This window comes from Massilia rubra (genome assembly GCF_011682065.1).
GTDB lineage: Bacteria > Pseudomonadota > Gammaproteobacteria > Burkholderiales > Burkholderiaceae_D > Telluria_A > Telluria_A rubra.
Genome location: NZ_VUYU01000006.1, coordinates 319324 through 341673, shown reverse-complemented (window position 1 = coordinate 341673; position 22350 = coordinate 319324). Strand labels below are relative to the sequence as shown.

Here is a 22350-nt window from a genome sequence, read left to right as displayed (position 1 = left end):
ATTCCATGAATACCTTGCCTGAATGGACAGACCTGCGATTCTTCCTGGAGCTGGCGCGCGCCGGTACCTTGTCGGGTGCGTCGCGCCGGCTTGCGGTTGAACACACGACCGTGGCGCGCCGCATCGACCGGCTCGAAATCCAGCTCGGCACCACCTTGTTCGACCGCAGCCGCGAGGGCTACGAGCTGACCGAAATGGGCCAGGCCCTGCTGCCGCATGCCGAAGCGATGGAGAGCGCGGCGCTGGCGGCCACCGAGCAGTTGGGCGGCACCGAAGTGGCGGCGCACGGCGTGGTGCGGCTCGGCGTGCCGGAAGTGTTCGGGGTGCGGGTGGTGGCGCCGCTGCTGGTCGGGCTGCTGCAGACCCACCCCGACCTGAGCATCGACCTGCTGGTGCTGCCGCGCTTTGCCAACCTGGCCAACCGCGAGGCGGACCTGGGCGTGATGCTCGATCCGCCCAGCACCGGGCGCTACATGATCACGCGGCTGGCGTCGTTCCGTTTCTATTTGTACGCATCGCCCGAGTATCTGGCGCGCCATCCGCCGATCCGCGAGCACGCCGACCTGGCGCGCCACGACTTTGTCGACTACGTGCAGGACCGGCTGGCCAGCCGCGAACTCAGTTATCTCAACGAATTGGGGTTCACGCCGAGGCGCAGGCTGTGCTGCACCGGGATGACCGCGCAGGTGGAGGCGGCGGCGCTGGGGATGGGGCTGATCATGGCGCCGCCGTATGCGGTGCCGGACGACGGCCGGCTGGTGCCTGTGCTCGACCAGTTTTTCGCCGAGCGCTCGTTCTGGCTGGCCGCGCCGACCGATTTGTACCGCTTGCAGCGGGTCAGGGCGGTGTGGAATTTATTGCGGGAGTATTCGGACCGGCAGCCATCCTTGTTTGTGCATGGGCGGGAGGAGCCGGCGCGTTCGGCGCGGTAGGCCGGTTCTATCAGCCCATGCGAGTGCGAGCGTGGCGGCGTACTGTCGATTGGCGGAGGTCTATCGCGCGCTGCAAGCAGTCGCAGGGCAAATCCGCTGTCTGTCCTGTCAGTCCCCAGCTTCCTTTTGATGTCGTACCGCGAGGATCATTACCAATCCTGGCTCAATCCGGTAGCGCACGACATATCCGCTATCGCCGAAGTCGATTTCCCATTCACGATATGTCTCAATAGTATCGTGGGCAGGCCTGCCCACCTGAGGTTGATGCCCCAGCACCTTGACGGCTTGCCTTATCGCTTTGACTGCGCGCCTTGCCGCGGCAACATTCTTGGCGGCCAAGAAGTTGTACACCCGCTGCATGTCGCGTAAGGCGAGCGGCGACCATATCAGATGTGGCATTCAGGCGGCTCAATCTCGTTGCCGTCCTCAAGACTCTTCAGCCACGCGTCGGCTTCGTCGGCCGTGACATGTAGACCGGTGGCCTGATACTCTTCCCACGCGGTTACCATGTCCTGGCGAAAGGAGTCACGCTTCTCCTCACGAACCACATACTGGGCTACGGCTTCGCGCAGCATCCAATGAGGGGTTCTGCGCCGTGACTCTGCGAGGCGTTCGAGGCGGGCGCGCGTGTCCGGATCGAGTTTGACCGACATGGGCCGGGCAATAGTGGCAGCCATGATGATGCTCCTTCGCGTTAGCAACAGGTATTACCTTATCATACTCCACGCTGAAATTTCGGTCGCAATTGACGCGGGGCGGTTTTTGCCGCGTTCGGTTGGACTGAATACTCATGAAATTTCCTTGCCTCGTGTCTTATTCAGGAGTTTGCTCATTTGCGCTAAGTACCCGCGCAGAAATAAGTGTGAGTTTTTGGCGAACATAGCCGGATGCGATGCAAGGCGCCCTCCGCTCGCAGTGCGAGCACTGCGAGCGGAGGGCAACGCCGCAGCGCGCCGGCTATGGAAGACAAAAATCACAGTTATTTATGGGCGGGTACTTACTATATCAGTGAAATTCCGAGTTGATTTTAAGGCGGGCATTGCCGCCCCGACAGCCTGGTTCCAGAGTTTGGCAAGACCCACATGCCTTATCCCCGCCGTTCCTGCCACTGGCAGAAACGACGGGTTTTTACCACTTACCAAAACGCACCGCTGGCCTCAGGCCTCCGGGCTATCGTCAATCAGCAGCGGCGGCACCAGGATGGTCGGGGCCTGGTCGGCCGGCTGCGACAACTTCGGAAACGCGATGTCGGTGCCGTCATCGAGCACCGTCAGCATGGTCGGCACCCGATACGTCCACGCCGCGCCTTCCGCTGCCCCTTCCATCGGCGTGGTGGCGTTGAGCAGCTGCACTTCGCGGTTCAGGTCAGCCAGCACGCGGTCGGCCGGCACCACGGCGATATCGGCCACGATCCCGGTTTGCAGGTACAGCGCGGCCGCGTCCTCATACCCCCTGCGCACCGGCAGGATCACCGACGCAAAGCCGGCGTTGAGGAAGGCCGTGAACACGCTGTCGCCCTGTTGCTCGAAGCGCGCGGCGGCCCACTGCTGCGCACCCTCGCTCCAGAAGTACGGGAAGAAGCTGTAGGTCATCTGATCCCACTCGAAGGCGTACTCGAAGAAGCGCACTTCGCGCGCGGCCTGCTCCAGCCGCTCCGGCGCGATGGCCGGCGCGCTGCCGGTCACGATGGGCGAGGCCGGCACCGCCTGGCCGCTGCCGCTGCGCACGATTTCCAGCACCGCGCGTTTGAGTTCGGTGCGTTCGATGGTGCGCATCTGTTCTTCGCTGAGCGCGGCGTACGGGCCGTTTTCTTCAGTGCGCGCCGCGAGCAGGGCGCGGTGCTGTTTCAGGTCGCTCTCGTACTGGTCCATGATGATCTGGAGGCATTCCAGCTGCCATTTTTCGACCGCCACTTTGGTGCGCGCCCAGACCAGGTAGAAGTTCACCGTGAACTGGTCGAGCTGGCCCCAGCCGCTGGCGTTGTAGCTGACCGCGCCGCTGTTGGTGCCGATGGCCTGGGCCGCAATCGGCGTGGCGCCGGTCGGGCTGCTCGAAAACAGCCTGGTGCCGACGCTGGCGCTGATGCCGGACTGGTTGTCGACCCCGTACCACGTCATCGACACGCCGGCCGCCGCCGCCGCATAGCCCTGTTCCAGCGCGCGCGGCGAATTGAACGTGCCGCTCAGGGTCGTCGTTCCGCCGCCGCCGCCCGGATAGCTCAGGCTGGCGTATTCGGTAATGGCGGCCGTCGGTGGCGGCGGCAAGGTCACGTTGAAGCGTTCGGCGATGGCCAGCCAGGTGGCGTCGGTGATCTCGGCGGGGCGCACGATCGGCTTGACCGGGGCCGGACCGGCGTGCCCGCCGAAACCCGGTTGCTGGGCCAGCAGGTGGCGGAACATGGCCGCCGGCGCCGGCACCATCACCTCGTACATGGCGCGCGCGCCATAGGTGAACACCTGCGCCTGATACACCTTGTCGACCCAGCGATACTGGGCGCGGATGGTGGCCGCCGGCGCGCTGTGGCGCACCACGTCGCTTTCGTACACTTCGGCGCTGCGGGTGCGGAAGCGCTGGCGTCCGACCCGCTCGCGCACCAGGGCGACGGCGCGCTCGACGATCTCGCGCGACTGGCGCAGGTCGGCGCCGCGCGACTGGTCGCTGCCGTTCGAGTTGTTCATGAAGGTCGAGGCCTGCGCGTTGACGGTGCCGTAGTTGGAGGTCAGGTTGATGCTGGCGTTGCGGTCTTGCTGCTTGCGCGCGGTCTGGAAGGCGTTCTGGCCCATTTCGAAACGCTCGAATCCGGTTTCTTCCTGCGAGACCTCGGCGTCGGCGTCGTTGTAGTTGCCGTCGCTTTCGTCGGCGCGGCTCAGGCGCGAGCGGAAGTGCTCGTGCTCTTCACCTTGCAGGATGTTCTGGATGTTGGCCAGCTCGCCTTTTTCGTAGCCCACCAGCACCTGGCGCACCACGCGCAGGTCGGCCACGCCCACCGGACGAATACCGAATTTCATGCTCGCGGGGGGAGCCGGCTTGGACACCGGCGCGCCGGGAATGAGCTTGGCCAGTTCGGGATTGTCGGCCAAAACGGCTGCGGCGGCCGGGCCGGTGGCGGGCATGGCGGCGGCCGTGGCAACGCCGTCCGCAATGCGATGGCGCACCTCGTCGAGCAGGTCGAAGGTGCTCTGGTTGGTGGTGGGCACCCGGGCGTCGGCCAGCTCCTGCATCAGGTTGGCGTTGTCGGCGCGGAATTGCTCGTCGATATCGGCCGCGGGCTGGGTGCGGAATACTTTTTGCAAGTCCGACGGACCGCCGCTGCCGGGCGTGCCGGGCGCGTGCGTGCCCCCGGCCGCCATCTGGTCGAGCGCGGCGACGAGACGCCGTTCCAGCTGGACCAGTGTGTCGATCTGCTTGAGCAGGTCGGCGAGGATCTTGTCCTGTTCGCCGGCGTCGTCGTCGCCGGCCGCGCTTTGCTGGGCGCTTTGCTGTTCGCGGCGCAGGCGCATCTGTTCTTCGAACGCGGCCGGCAGGGCGAGCGTGGGAGTGAGCGCGGCCTGCACCGATTCCGGCGCCAGGGCCGCCTGGTCGCCGGCCAGGAGTTTTTGCAGCAGGGTGACCTGGCCCAGCAACTGCCGGGCGCGCTGCAACTGGGCGCTGCTGGCTTTGCCGGAGGCGATCCCTTGCAGGTAATATTGCCAGAGGGCGGTTTGCAAGGCGGGGACGTCGCCCACCACGTTTTGGGCGATCGGGAACAGGGTCTCGGCGACCAGGGTCGACTGGCCCTGGCGTGCGGCCTCCAGGTCGGCCGCGATGGCTTCCGGCGTGCGCTTGACCAGCTCGGCCCAGTGCTTGCTCAGGATGTCCAGCTCAGCGGTGAAATCCAGCTCGGCGGCGGTGGCGATCCACGCGGCGACCTGCGATTGGTCCGGCAGTTCGAGCAGTCCCGCTGGCGCCGGCGTCGGGTTGGGGGCCCTGGTCGTGGCGAAGCGAAACAGTTCCTCGGCATTGGCGGTAGCTTGCGTCATGATATCTCCAGGTGATGAAGGTGAAGGGTCATCATCGTCCGGGACGGCGCGCCGGAGTTCCGCCTGCGTCAGTGTTAAAACCGACTTGGCTCAACTCGCGGACTGTTTGGAATGTCGCGATGCAAGTGTTATGGGTTTCCCGGTTCCAGCTGGAACAAGGTTTCGACCGGTACATTCAAAGTGGCCGCCAGTTTCAATGCGAGCACCACCGATGGCACCATGTTGCCGGTTTCGATGGCGTTGATGCTCTTGCGGCTGACGTTGATGCGCTCGGCCAGTCCAGCCTGGGTGAGCTCGTGCATGGCGCGCTGGACCTTGAGCGTGTTGCGCAGTACCGGGACGTCGCTCATGCGTCGGCGCGTCCGATGTAGAGGAAGGCACCGAGAAAAGCGATGGCGCCGGCGAGCATGCTCAGGCAGGCCATGGCGGCCATGTGCAGCATCGTCGCCTGTTGTCCAAGTGTGAACGCGAGCGGGAGTTGAACCAGCAGTACAACGACAAAGCCGACGCGCACGGCACGGGCGATGCTTTGCTGCCTGAATTCGTCCTGGAACAGCGCATTCCACAGCGATTTGCGCGCGGCGCTGCCGCCTGGGTGATGCTGCTTATGCCGAACCCATGCGCAGAACAGGATGATCGCCAGCGGCACCATCGGCGCGGACTGATCCAGGCGGTCGCTCCATGCGCCGAGCGCGCCGAAGGTCGACGCCAGCACGAGCGCGGTCACGAGCAGCAAGGCGGCAAAAATCACTTTCAGCACGCTGCGGCCTTGTCGTGCGCAGTCGTCGATGGTCGGGTTGGTAGCGTGCATGTTTGGCTCCGGATATGGGTTTGCATGAATGAAATGTACCATGAGTCGGACAAAAAGTAACCTATGAGTGACTTTTTTCGCTGATTCGATCTGCTACCGGGTGCGCCGCATGGATATACTTTCGCATCGACGCTGCGTGCAGGCCAGGTCGCGCCGGTGCCTCGACCGGCCGGAAACGGGGCGCATCACACAGCACTCTGAAATTATTTGAACTGCAAGATTCATCCTGACTTGAAAAGGAATACTAGGGGTTTGAGGTGCAACGGAACGGCCAACCGGGTTAAGCAGGATCACTCACTGGTGGCGCCCCGAAGGGGACGTTCAGCAAGCGAGGCCGCCAATGCTACTTCGCCAGCCGTTCTCTGCTGTAGAAATTCATTTTTGTCCTATAGTCCCAATCGTCCCAAGGACAAAGGCCAAAAAGTCCGTTCATCACCTGGGCGAGCAGATGCGCCGTCACGTAGGATTCAGATGAAACTTCGCCCGTATTTAAATTTCGGTACGCTGGTGGTTCCCCTTCCTCTTCAATAAACGACTTTGCTTGCAACCACGGGAGCTCGAAATTGTTTGGCTCTCCTGTATCCGTCGTCTTCTCCATGACATGAACTCGTGAGCGAACAGTTACCCCGTTCTTAAGAATGGCGTAGCCAAACGATCCGCCTGAATCGTAATGACAGAATACGACTACAATTTCTGGCGCTCCAAGTGCCTCAAAAACTGAAGGCTGCAGCGAGTGCCCTTCGAAAAGAATCCTATCCGCAATTTCGCTGTTATAGACGAAGGATGCGCCGTTCTTTGACTCAACGGTCACATTGCCCGGCACACGGATGTCATGCGAATTTTGCATTTCTGGTAGCGGGAAAACGCTATTTCCAAAAACTGTTTGCACCAGATCCAGCTCGCCCAACGTTGATAGGTTAGGCCTAAATGCCAATCCCGCTGTAGATAATCCCAAAAGTAGCTCCTCAAGGCTATTGAAAGCCAACCGCGGCCATCCAAACTCAGATATGCCAGTGACTGGTGACGAAACAGAAAGTCGCCAGACTCGAACTCCGCATTGTCACGCGCTGTGTAGAAAGACTATCTGCCGACACGCCGAAGGGCCGCTTTTGGCCGAGACCGGCCTGTCGCACCAAGATACCAGCTTGCCAGCGAGAAAAATCCCCTCATTGTAACGACAGGCAGCTGCCGCCCCGAAGCAGACGCTGGCGACGTCATCAACGATTCATGAAGCTCTTGGCAGCCGAAAGCTGACGGCTGAAATGACCAAGCCGGTCAGTTCAATTTTGCAGTGCCGATTAGCTGTCACGGTCTCACAAAACAGTTCTGCTTAAGACCGCATAAAAAGTCCAAACGCCGGATTTGATGTGAAGCGCCTCGCCAGGACAGTTGATCAAGCACATTAAGCTGCTCTTCCATAGCTGCCGATTCACAAGGCCCAGGCGCGCCGCAATGAGGTCGAATACTTCATCCGCGTCGCCACTCGTCAAACCACAAACTTCCCCCCTACCGCTGCCCCCGCTTGGTCCGAATCGACTGCCGCCTAATGCCTTAACACCCGCAAGCGCCAAATCCATCGCATCAAAGCGGCCAAAAGTTTCAGGAGTGTGCAGTACAGTAATGGTATTGGATGTGTCTCCAGGGTGGACAAACAAATAGGCGCAAACGCCTATCTGACAGCAGTCGACAAAGGCGCGTTCGAATTCGAAGCGGTCAACTCGGTTTTGGCCTTGCACAGCCCAAGGAATTTCAGCCAGATGCAATGTCGAGAGCCTTACACCGGGCAACGCGATCGTCTTGATGTCGTTCCTGAAAATGCCATCCCAATGCAATTGATATGCATGTTCGTTTTTTTCGAGCTGGGTGAGCCGCTTTCGTAAGTCAATAGTTGCGACTTGATTTTGGATTTCTTCCCAGGTAATCGCTTCGTCGTCGCCAGAAAGGGCAGTGACATATTCCTCGAACACGGTGTAACCCTCGCCAACTTCTAACTCACCGGGCAGGCCTACCTCTAGAGTCAGGAAGCCGCTCCGATACCGCGCATAGACCGGTCTGTCATCGTCGGTCCTTGCGTCAAATTGAGCGGGCGCCCTGGGCGATATTGGTATAACGCTATGAAAATCCATCTGATACCGTCGCGCTTGAATTGAGCCATATAGGACGTGGAGGGAAGAGCTATCGAAGCAAATTCCCCATAATAAAACATCACCTCCCAACGGGAAGATCGTTGGTCTGCCAGTGTCTGCTTCTGGCCGACAGCGGAAGTTGCCTGAGACGATTGTACCGCATAGGTATGCTCCAACCTGACGTCAGGCAGCGCTTTAAACGACGTCAGGATAGGATCGATTTTCGCATTTCCTGACGACCTTGCGGTCGGGCCTATGACCTCAATCTGACAGATCGCTCCTTAACCCGGTTTTACGTTCCGTTGCACCCGGAACCGCTAGTATGGAGATCAATACAATCCATCCATCATCATGGGAAAAGGTTGTTGACGTGGAGTTTGCTGAAATGGATGAAGAAGTAGGCCAGATATTGAAAGCGCTGAGGAGCGGCGAGACGCTCATTGCGCCTGGTGTCGTGATGGTCGACGTCGACGTTGCCGCCGTGTCCTTTAACGGCTCGCATTTCCCCGACCTGGTAGCGTTCGACGTCCGCTTCAAGGACTGCGATTTCACCGGCGCCTCGCTGGAGGGATTGGATGTGAGTGGCGGTGAGGTGCGCAGCTGTGTGTTCCATTCCGCCAATTTGGTAAAGGCGCAGTTTTCTCACTGCTTTTTTGCAGGCGTTGACTTCGCCGGATGCCATCTCGACCGGGCCGAGTTCACCGACGTGGCAATGACGGCGGTGTCATTTGCGCAAGCGAGTCTGGTCGGGGCAACGTTTGACAACTGCGATTTGCGCGGTGTCGACCTTGGTCAGGCTGAACTGAGGGAGACGTACTTTTTTGGCTGTCAGATCGATGCGCGCGTGGCGACCTTGGCCGGCGTGATAGTGAAAGAAGGGCTGGCCTGAGCGACTTGCACACGGACGCGGGTTCGCCGTCGTCCCTGTTCTGGAAGCAAGCGGTTAACATCAAGGATAAGGAAGGCAATGCCATGAAGCTTGAATTGATGCAATACACCTGCAGCACCGGGGCCCATCAATTTGTTGCGCCGGAAATAGCCAGTGGCAGCTACGGCGACTTCCTCCTTCGCAGCGAGGCAAGCGAGGAAATGCGCTTTCTGAACGGCATCGAGGACGCCACCTACAACGAAGTAAACGCGCTGATATTGGAGAATGCACGCGTTCGATCGCTGCCTGCGAACAGTCGCATCGAGGTTCTGTGGAAAATTTACGGTGCCACTGCCTGCGATCCGGATGCGATGGGAAGTCCCTTTCACATCGGGCTCATGCCCACATGTCCTGTCTGCGGAGGACGCGAGATGGCCGCGTGGGATTGTGCGTACCCAGCCCGGCTGGTCGATGTGGATGTGCGCGTCGTGTCGCATCGGGCATGGACCACCCTCGACCCTGAGCAGAAACGACTCAGGGTGGCGGAGCAACTAGCCCGGTCAGGAAACTGAAGCGACATCGTTCCGCCGCGCAGACTTCTGTGCGTGCACTGCCGATTCGTCGCTTTACCGCAATGGCGCCGATCCGTCGCCAGGCGTGCCGAGCGCCTCGGCGGCGTCCACCCTGGTGACAGCGGCGACCGGCGCCACCGGCTTGGCCTTGGGCGGCTGCATCTCGGGCCTGCCGTTTTGTGCCGCAAACGGACCGGTGTTGACGTTGTAGGCGGCGATGGCGGCGGCAATGGCCGGGTCGCGCGCGGCCAGTTGGGCCTGGTCGGGCGCCGGCACGGGCGGCGGCTGCGCGGTGAGGTTCCGGTCCGTGTCCTGGGGCGCGCTTGCAGACTGCGTTGTCGTGGCCGTTCGCACAGCGTCCGCCGGCCGCGCAAACCGATCCGGCGCGACCGGGGCGGTGACGGCTGGATCGGGCGGGTCCGCGCGCAGCTGGGCCGTGGTCCTGTCGGCGTTGAGCTGGCCGGCCCGGCTGGCGTCGCGGCGGGCGATGTCGTCGGCCAGCGCGGCGCGCACGGCGTCGCTGGCGCCGGCGATTTTCTCGTCGAGCTCGCGTGCCACCGCGCGCTCCGCCTGCAACTGTTGTGCAAGGACGCTTGCCTGTTGGGCAACGCCGACAGCGTTGCTTGCCGTGGCGTCGGGTCCGGCGAGCGGGGGCGCCGCCGGCGTGGCGGCCGTGGGGGCTGATTGAATCGGGTCTTGGGTACTCAACGGTGACGCAAGCGGTGAGGCAACCGGCGGCGCTGCCGGCGCGCCTGGCAACGCTGGCGACACGGACACGGGCGCTGCGCCCGGGCGTGCCTCGGCCTGGACGGCGCTGCCGGCGATGGCTTGCAGCTCGGGTGCGTCCGCCGGCGCGGCCACGCGCGCTCCCTGAGGCGGCGCCTCTGCTTGCGGCGAGGCAACCAAGTTCGGCTGAACGGCGACACCGTTTTCGTCGACAAAGTCGGCCAGGGCAACAGGCGCGTCCTCGTCATTGCACAAGGTCTCGTTCACCAGGTTCTGGAGGAACATATTGTCCGTATAGCTGGCCGGCTGGGCAGTCAGATAGCCTGGCGCGGCGGCAATTTCTGGCGGGGCAGCGCCGGGCAGCGGCAAGGCGGCGCCAAACACGCTGTCGTCATCAAGGAAAGAGAGGTTGGCGACCTGCGCCTGGATTTGCGTGCCGACCACGCCCACGAAGGCATCGGCGGCGCGTTCCAGCAGCGCCGAGGTGGCGACCGGGTCGCGGCGAAAGGCCTCTTCCAGCACTGCGTCATCCACCGTCAGCTTGCCGGCGGCGCTGCTGGTCGCCCCCGTAAAGGCCAGGCCGATGGCGGCCAGGCTGGCTTCGGCATCGTCCGGCGCACCGCCAAGTTGCTGGAAAAATTGCGATTGCAGCGATTGGCCATCCAGGGTGTCGGTTGGCAGCCCGTTGCTGTCAACCGCGCTGGTCTGGAGTTCGTCGAAAGCGCCGGCCACGGCCGCCGCCGCGACGGCGGCATCGGCAAAGGCCTTCGAGGCATCGGCGTTGGCAAGGACCGAGGTGTGCAGTTCCAGCGTCTTTTTCTGGAACAGGGAGGCCAGCGACAGGAAGCGTCCCGAGCTCGACAGGTCCACCGTGGTCGGCGCGACGCCAAGGAAACTCAGGTTCTGGGCCTGCTCGGTGGCGACGGTACGGCTGGTCGCGATGGGGGTGACAAGGCCGGCGCCGCTTGCCGCGGGCGCCGTGATCTGGGAGATGTCCATGCTGAACCTTCCGTGTCCGAAATAGCTACACGGTCGATTATGGCCCCTATTTGCCGATGGCACCGCTACATTGATTTACTCGTGACAGCAGACTCACAGCTTGTTGCCATCCAGATCACGGAAATAGGCGCCGTAGTAGCTGGCATGATACTCGGGACGCAGGCCGGGCGCGCCTTCGCAGATGGCGCCGTGGGCGAGGGCGGTGGCGTGGGCGCTGTCGACCGCCGCGCGCGAGGGCGCTAGCAGGGCCGTCATCTGGCCGTTGCCGGCGTCGTGCCGGCCGGCGAACGGGGCGCCGATCAGGAACAGCGGGCGCGGGTGGCCGGGCTTCATCCAGCCGGCCCATGGTGTGGCCGGATCGCTGAACTTGAGCGCCAGGCCCAGTTGCGGCATCAGCGCCGCGTAGAAGTCGAGCGCGCGCGTAAAGTCGGCGACGCCGATGAACACGTGCGAGATCATGCGGGGTCCTTGAAAGGATTGCGGTCGTTCAGTTCATCGATGTATTCGTCGATGCCGCCGCTTTCGCGCTCCAGGAAGCGCTCGATCGCGTCCGAAAACGCCGGGTGCGCCAGCCAATGCGCCGACCAGGTGCGGGTCGGCAGGAAGCCGCGCGCCATTTTGTGCTCGCCCTGGGCGCCGCCTTCGAACACGCCGATGTTTTGCTCGATGCAGAATTCGAGCGGCTGGTAGTAAGCCGTTTCGAAGTGCAGGCAGGGCACGTGTTCGAGTTCGCCCCAGTAGCGGCCGAACAGGGTGTCGGCGCTGTGGATCACCAGCGAGGCGGCGATCGGCCGGCCTTCGCGTTCGGCGATCACCAGCAAAATATTGTCCGGCATGCTGCGCCCGATGCGCTGGAAAAAATCGAGGTTCAGATAAGGCGAGGAACGGTGCGCCGCGTAGGTGCGCTGGTAGCAGCGGTTGAACAGGCGCCAATCTGCGTCCGTCGCATCGGCCCCGCGCACGCGCCGCATCGTCACGCCGGCTTCGCGCACCTTGCGCCGTTCGGCGCGGATGTTCTTGCGCTTCTTTTGCTCCAGCGTGGCCAGGAACGCGTCGAAGTCCGCGTAGCCGGCGTTGAGCCAGTGGAACTGCACGCCGCTGCGCAGCATGAAGCCAGCCGCCTCCAATTGCTTTACCTGGTCGTCCGGCGGGTACAGGATGTGGGTCGAGGAGACGTCGGACGCTTTTTGCGTTGCCACCAGCGCGGCCAGCAGCGCGCCCCTGGCGTCGGCGTCGCGCGCCAGCAGACGCGGCCCGGTCACCGGCGTGAACGGAATCGCCGACAGCAGCTTCGGATAGTAATCGACGCCGTTGCGCTGGTAAGCGTCGGCCCAGGCCCAGTCGAACACATATTCGCCGTAGGAGTGCATCTTGACGTACAGCGGCATGGCGGCGACCAGCTCGGCGCCGTCGTACAGCGTCAGGAACTGGGGCTGCCAGCCGGTGTCGGCGCAGGCGCTGCCCGACTCGTGCAAGGCGTCGAGGAAGGGGAAGGAGAGAAAGGGATTGGCGGCGGCCTGGGATGACGCCAGGGCGTCCCAGGCGCTCTGGCCGATCTCGGAAAGAGAGGATACGATATGCGTGCGATAATTCATTCTTGTCGAATCGGCTATTCCATTATTTTGGCGGGCGACGCCGGCTGTGGTTCGGGTCGGTCCATTGCATTCTACGCAAAAAGACACGAAGCGTTCGGATGCCCTGCCGCGCGCGCCGCCACCCTACGAAAGACACTGCATGCAGAACGACTTCTTCAACCTCTATTCGCACGGTTTCGCCCGGGTCGCGGTGGCCACGCCACGCTGCAAGATCGCCGATCCCGTCTTCAACGCGGCCCAGACCATCGCGCTGGCCGAAGCGGCGGCGCGGCAGGGTGCGGCGCTGGTGGCGTTTCCCGAGCTGGGATTGTCGGCCTACAGCTGCGAGGACCTGTTTCACCAGGCGGCGCTGCTCGACGCCTGCGAAGCGAGCCTGCGCACGGTCGTCGATGCGAGCGCGCAGCTGCCGCTGGCGCTGGTGGTCGGGCTGCCGCTGCGGGTCGGGCATCAGCTGTTCAACTGCGGCGTGGTGGTCGCGGGCGGGAAGATCCTCGGCGCGGTCCCGAAAAGCTATCTGCCGAACTACGGCGAGTTTTACGAGGCGCGCCAGTTCAGCCCCGCCGACAGCGCGCCGTGCGGCCAGATCGAGCTGCTGGGTCAAAGCGTGCCGTTCGGCGCCGGCCTGCTGTTCGAAGTCGAGGGCATCGCGCTGCTGCGCTTTCATGTGGAGATCTGCGAGGATGTGTGGGTGCCGATTCCGCCCTCGTCGTTCGCGGCGCTGGCCGGGGCCACGGTGCTGGTCAACCTGTCGGCGTCGAACGTGTTGGTGGGTAAGAGCGGCTACCGGCACCAACTGGTGTCGCAGCAGTCGGCGCGCTGCCTGGCGGCCTACCTGTACACCTCGGCGGGCAACGGCGAATCGTCGACCGACATGGCGTGGGATGGCCAGACCCTGATCTACGAAAAAGGCGACTTGCTGGCCGAGGCCGAGCGCTTCCAGGACGACTCGCACATCATTTACGGCGATGTGGACCTCGAGCGCCTCTCGCGCGAGCGCATGCACACCACCACGTTCGCGCAGCAGGTGCGGCACCATGCGCAGCAGGTGGCGGCGTTTCGGGTGGTGCGTTTTGCGCTGCCGGGCGCGCCGGGCGGCGGCAAGGCGCTGGCCTTGAACCGCGCAATCGAGCGCTTCCCGTATGTGCCGTCGGACCCGCAGCGGCGCGACGAGCGCTGCACCGAGGTGTATCACATCCAGGTGCAGGCGCTGGTGCAGCGCTTGTCGCAGAGCGGCATGCAGAAGGTGGTCATCGGTGTCTCGGGCGGGCTCGACTCGACCCACGCGCTGCTGGTCTGCGCCAAGGCGATGGACCACCTGAAGCTGCCGCGCACGAATATCCTCGCTTACACCATGCCGGGTTTTGCCACCAGCGACCGGACCCTGCGCCAGGCGCGCGCGCTGATGCAGGCGGTCGGCTGCGAAGCGCACGAGATCGACATTCGTCCGAGTTGCATCCAGATGCTCAAGGATTTGGGCCATCCGTACGCGGCAGGGCAGGAGACGTACGACATCACGTTCGAAAACGTGCAGGCCGGCGAGCGCACCAGCCATCTGTTCCGGCTGGCGAACTTCCATAACGGGATCGTGATCGGCACGGGCGACCTGAGCGAGCTGGCGCTGGGCTGGTGTACCTACGGCGTGGGCGACCATATGTCGCACTACAACGTGAACGCCAGCGTGCCCAAGACCTTGATCAGCCATTTGGTGCGCTGGGTGGCCGAGTCGGGCGTGATCGGGCGCGGCGGCTCGGACGTGCTGCTGCAGGTGCTGGCGACCGAAATCAGCCCCGAACTGGTGCCGGGCAAGGCGGGCGAAGATAAGCCGGCGCAGAGCACGGAAAGTTCGATCGGACCGTACGAGCTGCAGGATTTTAATCTGTACTACATCTTGCGCTATGGTTTTGCGCCGTCGAAAGTGGCGTTCCTGGCGTGGTCGGCCTGGAACGACCGCGAGCAGGGCGCCTGGCCCGATGCGCTGCACGCCAGCCGCAATCAATACGCGCTGGCGGACATCAAAAAGCACCTGGGCACGTTTGTATACCGCTTCTTCAAGATCAGCCAGTTCAAGCGCTCGTGCGTGCCCAACGGGCCGAAGGTCGGCAATGGCGGATCGCTCTCGCCGCGTGGCGACTGGCGCGCCCCGAGCGACGCCGAGGCGGTCGTGTGGCAAGCCGACCTGGCCAGGATTCCGGATGAAGTCGGGAAATAGCACAGTCGGTCGTTTACAATAGCGACAATAGCAATTCCATCGCGTGACAAGCATCTATTTAGGAGTAGCCATGAAACAAATTACTTGTGTGATCAAACCGTTCAAGCTGGACGAAGTGCGCGAAGCGCTGGCCGACGTGAATGTAACGGGACTGACGGTCACCGAAGTCAAGGGTTTCGGCCGCCAGAAGGGCCACACCGAGCTGTACCGTGGCGCCGAATACGTGGTCGATTTCCTGCCGAAGGTCAAGATTGAAGTGGTGGTGGACGACGCCATGGCCGACCAGGTGGTGGACGCCATCATCAAGGCGGCGCGTACCGGCAAGATCGGCGACGGCAAGATTTTCGTGCAGGATGTGGAGCAGGTGATCCGTATCCGCACCGGCGAAACGGGTCCGGAAGCAGTTTAAGTCTGCTCAGCAATTAATCCCCTAACCGGGGACAAGCCAGGCTTGCACGCCAACAGGAATACTCGAAGCCTGTATCAGCGCACGCCCCGGCTCTGGAAAGCGATGTTTGCCGACAATCCGCTACGGTCCGACCTCCATGACGCGGGTCGGCGATGTGCTTTCCCCCTTGCTTGATCGCTTGCTGACAGACTACCGAATCCGGCCTGCGGGGTAGCTGTGATGCAGGTTGGCGAACTGCTCGACACCGGCGCGAGCCACGTCTTGGTGCTGCGCATGCAGCACGCATTGACCTCGGCGCCAGCGCGAGTGTATGCTGCGACTATTGCATCTTGTGCATCTAATGCACGGAGCGACCTGTATCATTAAATAAGGCTAAGCATGACAATTTTCTCAAGTCCCACTGGGGTCAGAGTGCAAACTTCAATCGTGAGGAACCCAATTCCGGGGTCCGAAAGCCGCATTAGCTATGTCGGACTGGATGGCGCCGCTGCCCTCTACCATGGGTACCTCGACTATAAGCTCAATGACAATGCCCTGGAAATTCACACCATGACCGCTTTGCCGCACGGATCGGGCTTGGGGTCCATATTGCTCTATCTTGCTGCGCTGGAGGCGGTGATGAACTGCCTCGGCCGTATCGAGGCACTCAATGTTGCCGCAACCGCCAGAGGGTTCTATCTTGGAGCCGGTATGCATCCAAGCCGCGCCTCACGTGAGATGGTGCAAAATATGGAGCTCAAGAGGAATGAATTTGATATCAAGTTCCACCTTGCGCGCAACGCGGGAACGTGGGATGGGATGGCGCGCCACGTGAAGGACAATGCATTCAAATCGATTGAAAACCGCTGGACTTGAGGCGCGCCTCCTGCGCACCAACGACCGTCTCGCAGCGCGTGCGCGTCGTCAAACTGGTGCCGGCCGGTCAATCGCAGTGCTGTTTCGTCGACACCCGCTAAGCAAGTGCGCATAAATTCTTGTCATGTCCAGCTTCCAGCGGCGGGCGCCTTGCGCCTTGCAAGGCATCCGCTGCTGTTCGCTAAAAATCACAATCACGTTTAGCGCAGCGCTTGAAAGCGTCATCACAAGCGTTAGCCGCACTGACCCGGCCAGAACTATTTGAACGGGAAATTCTACGAGCGCCCCATGCGCATGTCGAATTTCCACGTCAGCAGGCGCAGCCCGCTGATCACCGTGGCGCTCGACCACAAGGCCAGGTCGGGATCGGCCCCGAATTTTTTCATTATCAGATACATCCAACTGCCGATAAACGCGCAAATGGCGTAAGGTTTCCCATCGCGGAACACCATCGGCACCTCGTTACACACAATATCGCGCAGCACGCCGCCGAAGATCCCGGTAATCACGCCCATCATCGAGGCGATGAAAATCGGCATGTGCGCTTCCAGCGCCGAGGCCACCCCGGCAATCGAGAACAATCCCAGCCCCACCGCATCGGCCACCACGATCAGCCGTTCCGACACGATCTGGCGCAAGGTGCGGATCAGCGGCGCGGCCATCAGCGCCAGGACAAAGATGAGAATCGCGTATTCCTGGTGCGTGACCCAGAACAGCGGGCGCCGGTCGAGCAGGATGTCGCGCAGGGTGCCGCCGCCGAACGCGGTGATGAAGGCCACGGTGAACACGCCGACCAGATCCATGCGCTTGCGCCGCGCTTCAATGAAGCCGGAGAAAGCGCCGACCAGGATCGCCATGATTTCGATGAGCGTAATGAGGGTCATGCGGTGCACTGTACTGTGGCGAATATTGCTAGCCTAACATGCGCCCGGCACGATGGACAGTGTAAGAGGTGCGCCCGGGAAAATAGCGGGCGCGAGGGTGGGTCCGATTCAGGTGCCGATGGCCGACTTGAGCAACACAATCAGGGCGCCATGGCTGCGCCCGTCCACATTCGCCGCGCAGAAGGCAATCACTTCATCCTTCTGCTCCAGCCAGCTGTGCACCATGGAGCGCAGCACCGGTTCGCCGCCGGCCGAGCCGAGGCCCTTGCCGTGGATCACGCACACGCAGCGCAGCTTGCGCCGGCCGGCATTATGCAGGAACTCGCCGATGGCGTCGCGCGCGGCATCGCGGCGCAGGCCGTGCAGGTCGAGCTCGTCCTGTACAGGCCAGTAGCCCTTGCGCAGCTTGCGCACCACGTCAGTGCCGATCCCGGCGCGAGAAAAACTCAGGCTGGGATCGTCTTCGAGCAGGTGGTCGACCTCGAACTGGTCCGAGAGCGACTCGCGCAGCACCGCAGCATCATCCTCGGCCTGGCTGCCGAACACCTTGGCCGGCTTGACCTTGAGCTTGATGCCGGGCGGGGCGTTGGGCACGAAGCGGTTCGACTCGGGCAGCTTCTTGACGCCGCCGATGGCGCTGTTGAACAGGTTGGCTTCTTGCGCGGCCACCCGTTCGCGTTCTTCGCGCTCGGCTTTTTCGCGCGCGCGCGCTTCGTCCTTGCCCTTGAGCTGTTCGCGCAAGGATTTCAGATCGGAAAAGTCTTTCATCGGCATTGTTTTCGTTACCTAATTAATCGTTCAGGCTTTCCAGGTAGCGCTGGGCATCGAGCGCCGCCATGCAGCCGGTGCCGGAGCTGGTGATTGCCTGGCGGTAGATGTGATCCTGGACGTCGCCGGCGGCGAACACGCCCGGGATGTTGGTCGCGGTGGCCATGCCTTCGAGACCGGTGCGGGTCTTGATGTAGCCGTTGTGCATGTCGAGCTGGCCTTCGAAGATCGACGTGTTCGGCTTGTGGCCGATCGCCACGAACAGGCCGTGCACCGACAGGGGCGTGATCGCGCCGTCGACGGTCGACTTGATGTTCACGCCGGTCACGCCGCTGTCGTTGCCGACCACTTCTTCCAGGGTGTGGTTGTACTTGATCACGATCTTGCCTTCGGCCGCCTTGGCGTTCAGGCGGTCGATCAGGATCGGTTCGGCGCGGAACTTGTCGCGGCGGTGGATGATCGTGACCTTGTTGGCGATGTTCGACAGGTACAGCGCTTCTTCGACCGCGGTGTTGCCGCCGCCCACGACCGCAACTTCCTGGTTGCGGTAGAAGAAACCGTCGCAGGTGGCGCAGGCCGACACGCCCTTGCCCATGAACGCGGTTTCGGACTCCAGGCCCAGGTACTGGGCGGAGGCGCCGGTGGCGATGATCAGTGCGTCGCAGGTGTACTCATGGCTGTCGCCGATCAAACGCATCGGCTTTTCATTCAACTTTGTCGTGTGAATGTGGTCGAACACGATTTCGGTATTAAAGCGCTCCGCGTGTTGCAGCAGGCGCTGCATGAGGTCCGGGCCTTGCACGCCCATCGGATCGCCGGGCCAGTTTTCGACGTCGGTCGTGGTCATCAGCTGGCCGCCTTGTTCCACGCCGGTGACGAGCATCGGCTGCAGGTTGGCGCGCGCGGCGTAAACGGCCGCGCTGTAGCCGGCTGGGCCGGAGCCGAGAATCAGAACTTTGGCGTGTTTGGTAGTGGTCATGGGGCGGGCTTTAATCGAAATGTGTATGAAGAGAAACTGGGGTCGATTGCGGTCAGATCAAGTGGCGCGGAAATTCAATTGCGCACCCTCGATTATAGTCCATGATGCGCCCTAGCATGAATCATGGGCCCGATGCCCTCTGGATGGCTTAGAATGAGCGCATCGTCAACATCGTCATATATGTCGCCATCATTGCGGCAGCACTGTAAGTAACAAGAATGCCTAAGACAAGCCAATCTCCCAACGCCAGTTACACCCGAAAGCCGGTCACCCGGCAGCCCTTGCCGAACCGCGTGGTGCGCCTGCTGTCCGAGGCGCGCTGGATCGCGCTGGCCGTGGTGTTCCTGTATTTCGTCATGATCCTGCTCACCTATAACAAGGGTGATCCGGGCTGGTCGCACGAGGTGCAGGTATCGCAGGTGAGCAACCTGGGCGGGCGCGCGGGCGCCTACCTGGCCGATCTGCTGCTGTTCATTTTCGGCTTCTCGGCCTGGTGGTGGTGCATCTGTTTCCTGCGCATCCTCTGGAAGGGCTATCGCTCGCTGAATCAAAAGTTTGTGCTGGAAACAGAAGAAGATCCCGAACACCAGCAGGAAGCGACCATCCGCTGGATCGGCTTCGCGGTCTTGTTTGCCGGCAGCCTGGGACTGGAATTTTTGCGCATGTGGTCGCTGTCGGTGCAATTGCCGCGCGCGCCGGGCGGGGTGCTGGGCCAGTTGATCGGGCACGCGGCCCATTCGGCGTTCGGATTCACCGGCGCGACCTTGCTGCTGCTGTTGCTGTTCGGACTGGGCTTCAGCCTGTTCTTCCACGTCTCGTGGATGGGCGTGGCCGAGCGCATCGGCGGCGCGATCGAAAACGCCATCGACTGGTTCCGCCTGCGCTACCAGGACCGCGAAGACCGCAAGCAGGGCGAAGTGGCGGCCGTCAAGCGCGATGAAGTGGTGGTGCACGAGCGCGCCAAGCATGGGGTGGCGGCGCCGGTCCGGATCGAGCCGCAGGTGATGGAAGTGGTCCAGTCCGAACGCGCGCTGAAAGAAAAGCAGTTCGACAAGCCGGTGGAGCAACTGGCGCCGCTGGCGCCACGCCCGCTCGCCGGCAAGGTCGAGAGCCGGCCCGAGCTCAAGATCGAGAAGCCGGCCGAACGCCAGGCTCCGCTGTTCCGCGACTTGCCGGGCGACTCGTCCCTGCCGCCGCTGTCCCTGCTCGACGACGCGCCGGAAGTGCAGGAAACCGTGTCGGTGGAAACGCTGGAATTCACCAGCCGCCTGATCGAAAAGAAACTGTCCGACTTCGGCGTCGATGCCAAGGTGGTGGCCGCGTATCCGGGTCCGGTGGTGACGCGCTACGAAATCGAACCAGCCACGGGCGTGAAGGGCAGCCAGATCGTCGGCCTGGCGCGCGACCTGGCGCGCTCGCTGTCGCTGACCTCGATCCGCGTCGTGGAAACCATTCCCGGCAAGAATTTCATGGCGCTGGAGTTGCCTAATCCAAAGCGCCAGATCGTGCGCCTGACCGAAATCGTCGGCTCCAAGATCTATAACGACAGCACCTCGCAACTGACCGTGGCGCTGGGCAAGGATATTGCCGGCAAGGCTGTCATTGCCGACCTGGCCAAGATGCCGCACTTGCTGGTGGCCGGCACCACCGGTTCGGGTAAATCGGTGGGGATCAATGCGACCATTCTGTCGCTGCTGTACAAGTCCGACCCGGCCGACGTGCGCATGATCCTGATCGATCCGAAGATGCTGGAGATGTCGGTGTACGAAGGCATTCCGCACTTGCTGGCGCCCGTGGTGACCGACATGCGCCAGGCCGGCCATGCGCTGAACTGGGCGGTGAACGAGATGGAGCGCCGCTACAAGCTCATGAGTAAGCTGGGCGTGCGTAACCTGGCCGGCTACAATGCCAAGATCGCCGAGGCGGCCAAGCGCGAGGAACATATTCCGAATCCGTTCAGCATCACGCCCGATTCGCCGGAACCGCTGGAAAAACTGCCGACCATCGTCATCATCATCGACGAGCTGGCCGACCTGATGATGGTCGTCGGCAAAAAGGTCGAGGAATTGATTGCCCGCATCGCGCAAAAGGCCCGTGCGGCCGGCCTGCACCTGATCCTGGCGACGCAGCGGCCGTCGGTGGACGTGATTACCGGCCTGATCAAGGCAAATATTCCGACCCGGATTGCGTTCCAGGTGTCGTCCAAGATCGATTCGCGCACCATTCTCGACCAGATGGGTGCGGAAGCGCTGCTGGGCATGGGCGACATGCTGTACATGCCGCCAGGCACCGGTTTGCCGGTGCGGGTGCACGGCGCGTTTGTGTCCGATGAGGAAGTGCACCGGGTGGTGGCCCACCTCAAGCTGTCGGGCGCGCCGAACTATATTGAAGGCATTCTCGAAGGCGGCACGCTCGAAGGCGAGGGCGGCGCGGAAGGTGGCGCGTCGGGCGAGGCCGGCGGCGAGGCCGATCCGATGTACGACCAGGCGGTGCAGGTGGTGCTCAAGAACCGGCGCGCCTCGATCTCGCTGGTGCAGCGTCACTTGCGCATCGGCTACAACCGCGCGGCACGTTTGCTGGAGCAGATGGAAAACAGCGGGGTGGTCTCGCCGATGCAGTCGAATGGCAACCGCGATATCCTGGTGCCGGCGGCGAGCGCGGAATGACGGATTGCCCGTCGCGCATGCGGGGCAATTGGGGCACGTCTGGCCATTGGCCTGCGCTCCGTCGCCCCCGCGAAGGCGGGGGGCCAAGTTTGTTCGCTTCGTTGCTGACGCAAGCATTAACTTGGACCCCCGCCTTCGCGGGGGCGACGCGTCGGTGGCACGGGACGACGCGTCGGCTGTGAAAGCGACGGCCGCTGTCCACCAACACATCCGCTCAACCGTTACAAGAACAAGGGCGCCCGATACTGAGCGCGCCCGTCATTACATAAGGATACGAATGCGATTTCCATTCAACAAAACCAGCGCCATCCTGGCCCTGAGCCTGGCCTGCGCCGGCATGGCCCACGCCACCGCCCTCGACCAATTCAAATCCTTTGTCGCCGGCACCAAAGCCGCGCGCGGCGAGTTCACCCAGCGCCAGGTCAAGAAGGCCGACGCCGGCAAAGTGGCGGCGCCATCGTCCGGCACCTTTGTGTTCGCCCGTCCCGGCAAGTTCATCTGGACCTACGTCAAACCCTACGAGCAACTGTTGCAGGCCGACGGCGAGCAACTGTATATCTACGACAAAGACCTGAACCAGGTCACCACCAAAAAACTCGGCGACGCGCTCGGTTCGTCGCCGGCCGCCATCTTGTTCGGCAGTAACGACCTGGAAAAGAACTTCACCCTCTCCGAAGCCGGCACGCGCGACGGCCTGGAGTGGCTCAACGCCGCGCCCAAGGGCAAGGATTCGCAATTCGAACAGATCAGCATCGGCCTGCGCAACGGCACGCCCGAAGCGATGGAATTGCGCGACGCCTTCGGCCAGACCTCGGTGCTCGCATTCAAGAAATTCGAGAAAAACCCGCCCTTGACGGCAACCCAGTTCAAATTCGTCATTCCCAAAGGCGCCGACGTCGTCAATAACTGATCCCTCTTCCCGCGTGGAGCTC

At 62.5% G+C, this 22350-nt stretch carries 21 protein-coding genes; 8 read left to right on the top strand and 13 right to left on the bottom strand.

Features of this window, described 5'->3' with window-relative positions:
- The first annotated feature begins 5 nt into the window (after window positions 1-5).
- Entirely contained in the window at window positions 6-932 is a 927-nt protein-coding gene (locus F0185_RS11965; RefSeq protein ID WP_166886081.1) for a LysR family transcriptional regulator, read from the top strand.
- Window positions 933-1040: 108 nt separating this feature from the next.
- Here F0185_RS11965 and F0185_RS11960 read toward each other — a convergent pair whose 3' ends face one another.
- From F0185_RS11960 to F0185_RS11930, 7 genes are all read right to left on the bottom strand, one after another.
- Entirely contained in the window at window positions 1041-1331 is a 291-nt protein-coding gene (locus F0185_RS11960) for a type II toxin-antitoxin system RelE/ParE family toxin (protein WP_167224613.1), read from the bottom strand.
- Window positions 1319-1609, bottom strand: coding sequence for a CopG family ribbon-helix-helix protein (locus tag F0185_RS11955; protein ID WP_187362498.1), 291 nt, complete (start codon window positions 1607-1609; stop codon window positions 1319-1321). The genes F0185_RS11960 and F0185_RS11955 overlap by 13 nt, the downstream gene beginning before the upstream one ends.
- Before the next feature lie 480 nt (window positions 1610-2089).
- Window positions 2090-4951, bottom strand: coding sequence for a hypothetical protein (locus F0185_RS11950; RefSeq protein WP_167224611.1), 2862 nt, complete (start codon window positions 4949-4951; stop codon window positions 2090-2092).
- 128 nt (window positions 4952-5079) lie between these two features.
- Complete coding sequence (locus F0185_RS11945; RefSeq protein ID WP_187362497.1) at window positions 5080-5301, bottom strand: helix-turn-helix transcriptional regulator; 222 nt, start codon at window positions 5299-5301, stop codon at window positions 5080-5082.
- Window positions 5298-5762 carry a hypothetical protein gene (locus tag F0185_RS11940; protein WP_167224609.1) on the bottom strand — a complete coding sequence of 155 codons (465 nt, stop codon included), beginning with the start codon at window positions 5760-5762 and terminating at the stop codon, window positions 5298-5300. The genes F0185_RS11945 and F0185_RS11940 overlap by 4 nt, the downstream gene beginning before the upstream one ends.
- A 343-nt stretch (window positions 5763-6105) precedes the next feature.
- On the bottom strand, window positions 6106-6717 hold the full coding sequence (locus tag F0185_RS11935; RefSeq protein ID WP_167224607.1) for a hypothetical protein: 612 nt from the start codon (window positions 6715-6717) through the stop codon (window positions 6106-6108).
- A gap of 358 nt (window positions 6718-7075) precedes the next feature.
- Window positions 7076-7729, bottom strand: coding sequence for a hypothetical protein (locus F0185_RS11930; protein ID WP_167224605.1), 654 nt, complete (start codon window positions 7727-7729; stop codon window positions 7076-7078).
- A 481-nt stretch (window positions 7730-8210) separates the two neighbouring features.
- On the opposite strand from F0185_RS11930, the gene F0185_RS11925 reads away from it, so the two are divergent.
- Window positions 8211-8777 carry a pentapeptide repeat-containing protein gene (locus F0185_RS11925; protein ID WP_167224603.1) on the top strand — a complete coding sequence of 189 codons (567 nt, stop codon included), beginning with the start codon at window positions 8211-8213 and terminating at the stop codon, window positions 8775-8777.
- Window positions 8778-8860: 83 nt separating this feature from the next.
- On the top strand, window positions 8861-9328 hold the full coding sequence (locus tag F0185_RS11920; protein ID WP_167224601.1) for a hypothetical protein: 468 nt from the start codon (window positions 8861-8863) through the stop codon (window positions 9326-9328).
- A gap of 54 nt (window positions 9329-9382) precedes the next feature.
- Here F0185_RS11920 and F0185_RS11915 read toward each other — a convergent pair whose 3' ends face one another.
- The 3 genes from F0185_RS11915 to F0185_RS11905 form a co-directional block, all read right to left on the bottom strand.
- Entirely contained in the window at window positions 9383-11053 is a 1671-nt protein-coding gene (locus F0185_RS11915; protein WP_167224599.1) for a hypothetical protein, read from the bottom strand.
- Between the two features lie 93 nt (window positions 11054-11146).
- Complete coding sequence (locus F0185_RS11910) at window positions 11147-11512, bottom strand: VOC family protein (protein WP_167224597.1); 366 nt, start codon at window positions 11510-11512, stop codon at window positions 11147-11149.
- Window positions 11509-12648 carry a GNAT family N-acetyltransferase gene (locus tag F0185_RS11905; protein WP_167224595.1) on the bottom strand — a complete coding sequence of 380 codons (1140 nt, stop codon included), beginning with the start codon at window positions 12646-12648 and terminating at the stop codon, window positions 11509-11511. The genes F0185_RS11910 and F0185_RS11905 overlap by 4 nt, the downstream gene beginning before the upstream one ends.
- Before the next feature lie 139 nt (window positions 12649-12787).
- Here F0185_RS11905 and F0185_RS11900 point away from each other — a divergent pair, with 139 nt between their 5' ends.
- From F0185_RS11900 to F0185_RS11890, 3 genes are all read left to right on the top strand, one after another.
- On the top strand, window positions 12788-14857 hold the full coding sequence (locus F0185_RS11900; protein WP_167224593.1) for an NAD(+) synthase: 2070 nt from the start codon (window positions 12788-12790) through the stop codon (window positions 14855-14857).
- 70 nt (window positions 14858-14927) lie between these two features.
- The gene (locus tag F0185_RS11895) at window positions 14928-15266 is read left to right on the top strand and encodes a P-II family nitrogen regulator (RefSeq protein WP_166882158.1); all 339 of its coding nucleotides are present in this window, start codon (window positions 14928-14930) and stop codon (window positions 15264-15266) included.
- A 411-nt stretch (window positions 15267-15677) separates the two neighbouring features.
- Window positions 15678-16121 (top strand): hypothetical protein, encoded by a 444-nt coding sequence (locus tag F0185_RS11890; RefSeq protein WP_167224591.1) that lies wholly within the window; start codon window positions 15678-15680, stop codon window positions 16119-16121.
- Between the two features lie 275 nt (window positions 16122-16396).
- Here F0185_RS11890 and F0185_RS11885 read toward each other — a convergent pair whose 3' ends face one another.
- The 3 genes from F0185_RS11885 to trxB form a co-directional block, all read right to left on the bottom strand.
- On the bottom strand, window positions 16397-17005 hold the full coding sequence (locus F0185_RS11885) for a trimeric intracellular cation channel family protein (protein ID WP_166886062.1): 609 nt from the start codon (window positions 17003-17005) through the stop codon (window positions 16397-16399).
- 108 nt (window positions 17006-17113) lie between these two features.
- A complete protein-coding gene (locus F0185_RS11880) occupies window positions 17114-17779 on the bottom strand; it encodes a Smr/MutS family protein (protein WP_167224589.1) in 666 nt (221 codons plus the stop codon).
- A gap of 16 nt (window positions 17780-17795) precedes the next feature.
- Window positions 17796-18752 carry a thioredoxin-disulfide reductase gene (gene trxB, locus F0185_RS11875; RefSeq protein ID WP_166886058.1) on the bottom strand — a complete coding sequence of 319 codons (957 nt, stop codon included), beginning with the start codon at window positions 18750-18752 and terminating at the stop codon, window positions 17796-17798.
- 218 nt (window positions 18753-18970) lie between these two features.
- Here trxB and F0185_RS11870 point away from each other — a divergent pair, with 218 nt between their 5' ends.
- Together F0185_RS11870 and lolA are read left to right on the top strand one after the other, a co-directional pair.
- Window positions 18971-21418, top strand: a complete 2448-nt coding sequence (locus F0185_RS11870; protein WP_167224587.1) for a DNA translocase FtsK — start codon at window positions 18971-18973, stop codon at window positions 21416-21418.
- A 277-nt stretch (window positions 21419-21695) separates the two neighbouring features.
- Window positions 21696-22328, top strand: a complete 633-nt coding sequence (gene lolA, locus F0185_RS11865) for an outer membrane lipoprotein chaperone LolA (RefSeq protein ID WP_167224585.1) — start codon at window positions 21696-21698, stop codon at window positions 22326-22328.
- Window positions 22329-22350: the final 22 nt, after the last annotated feature.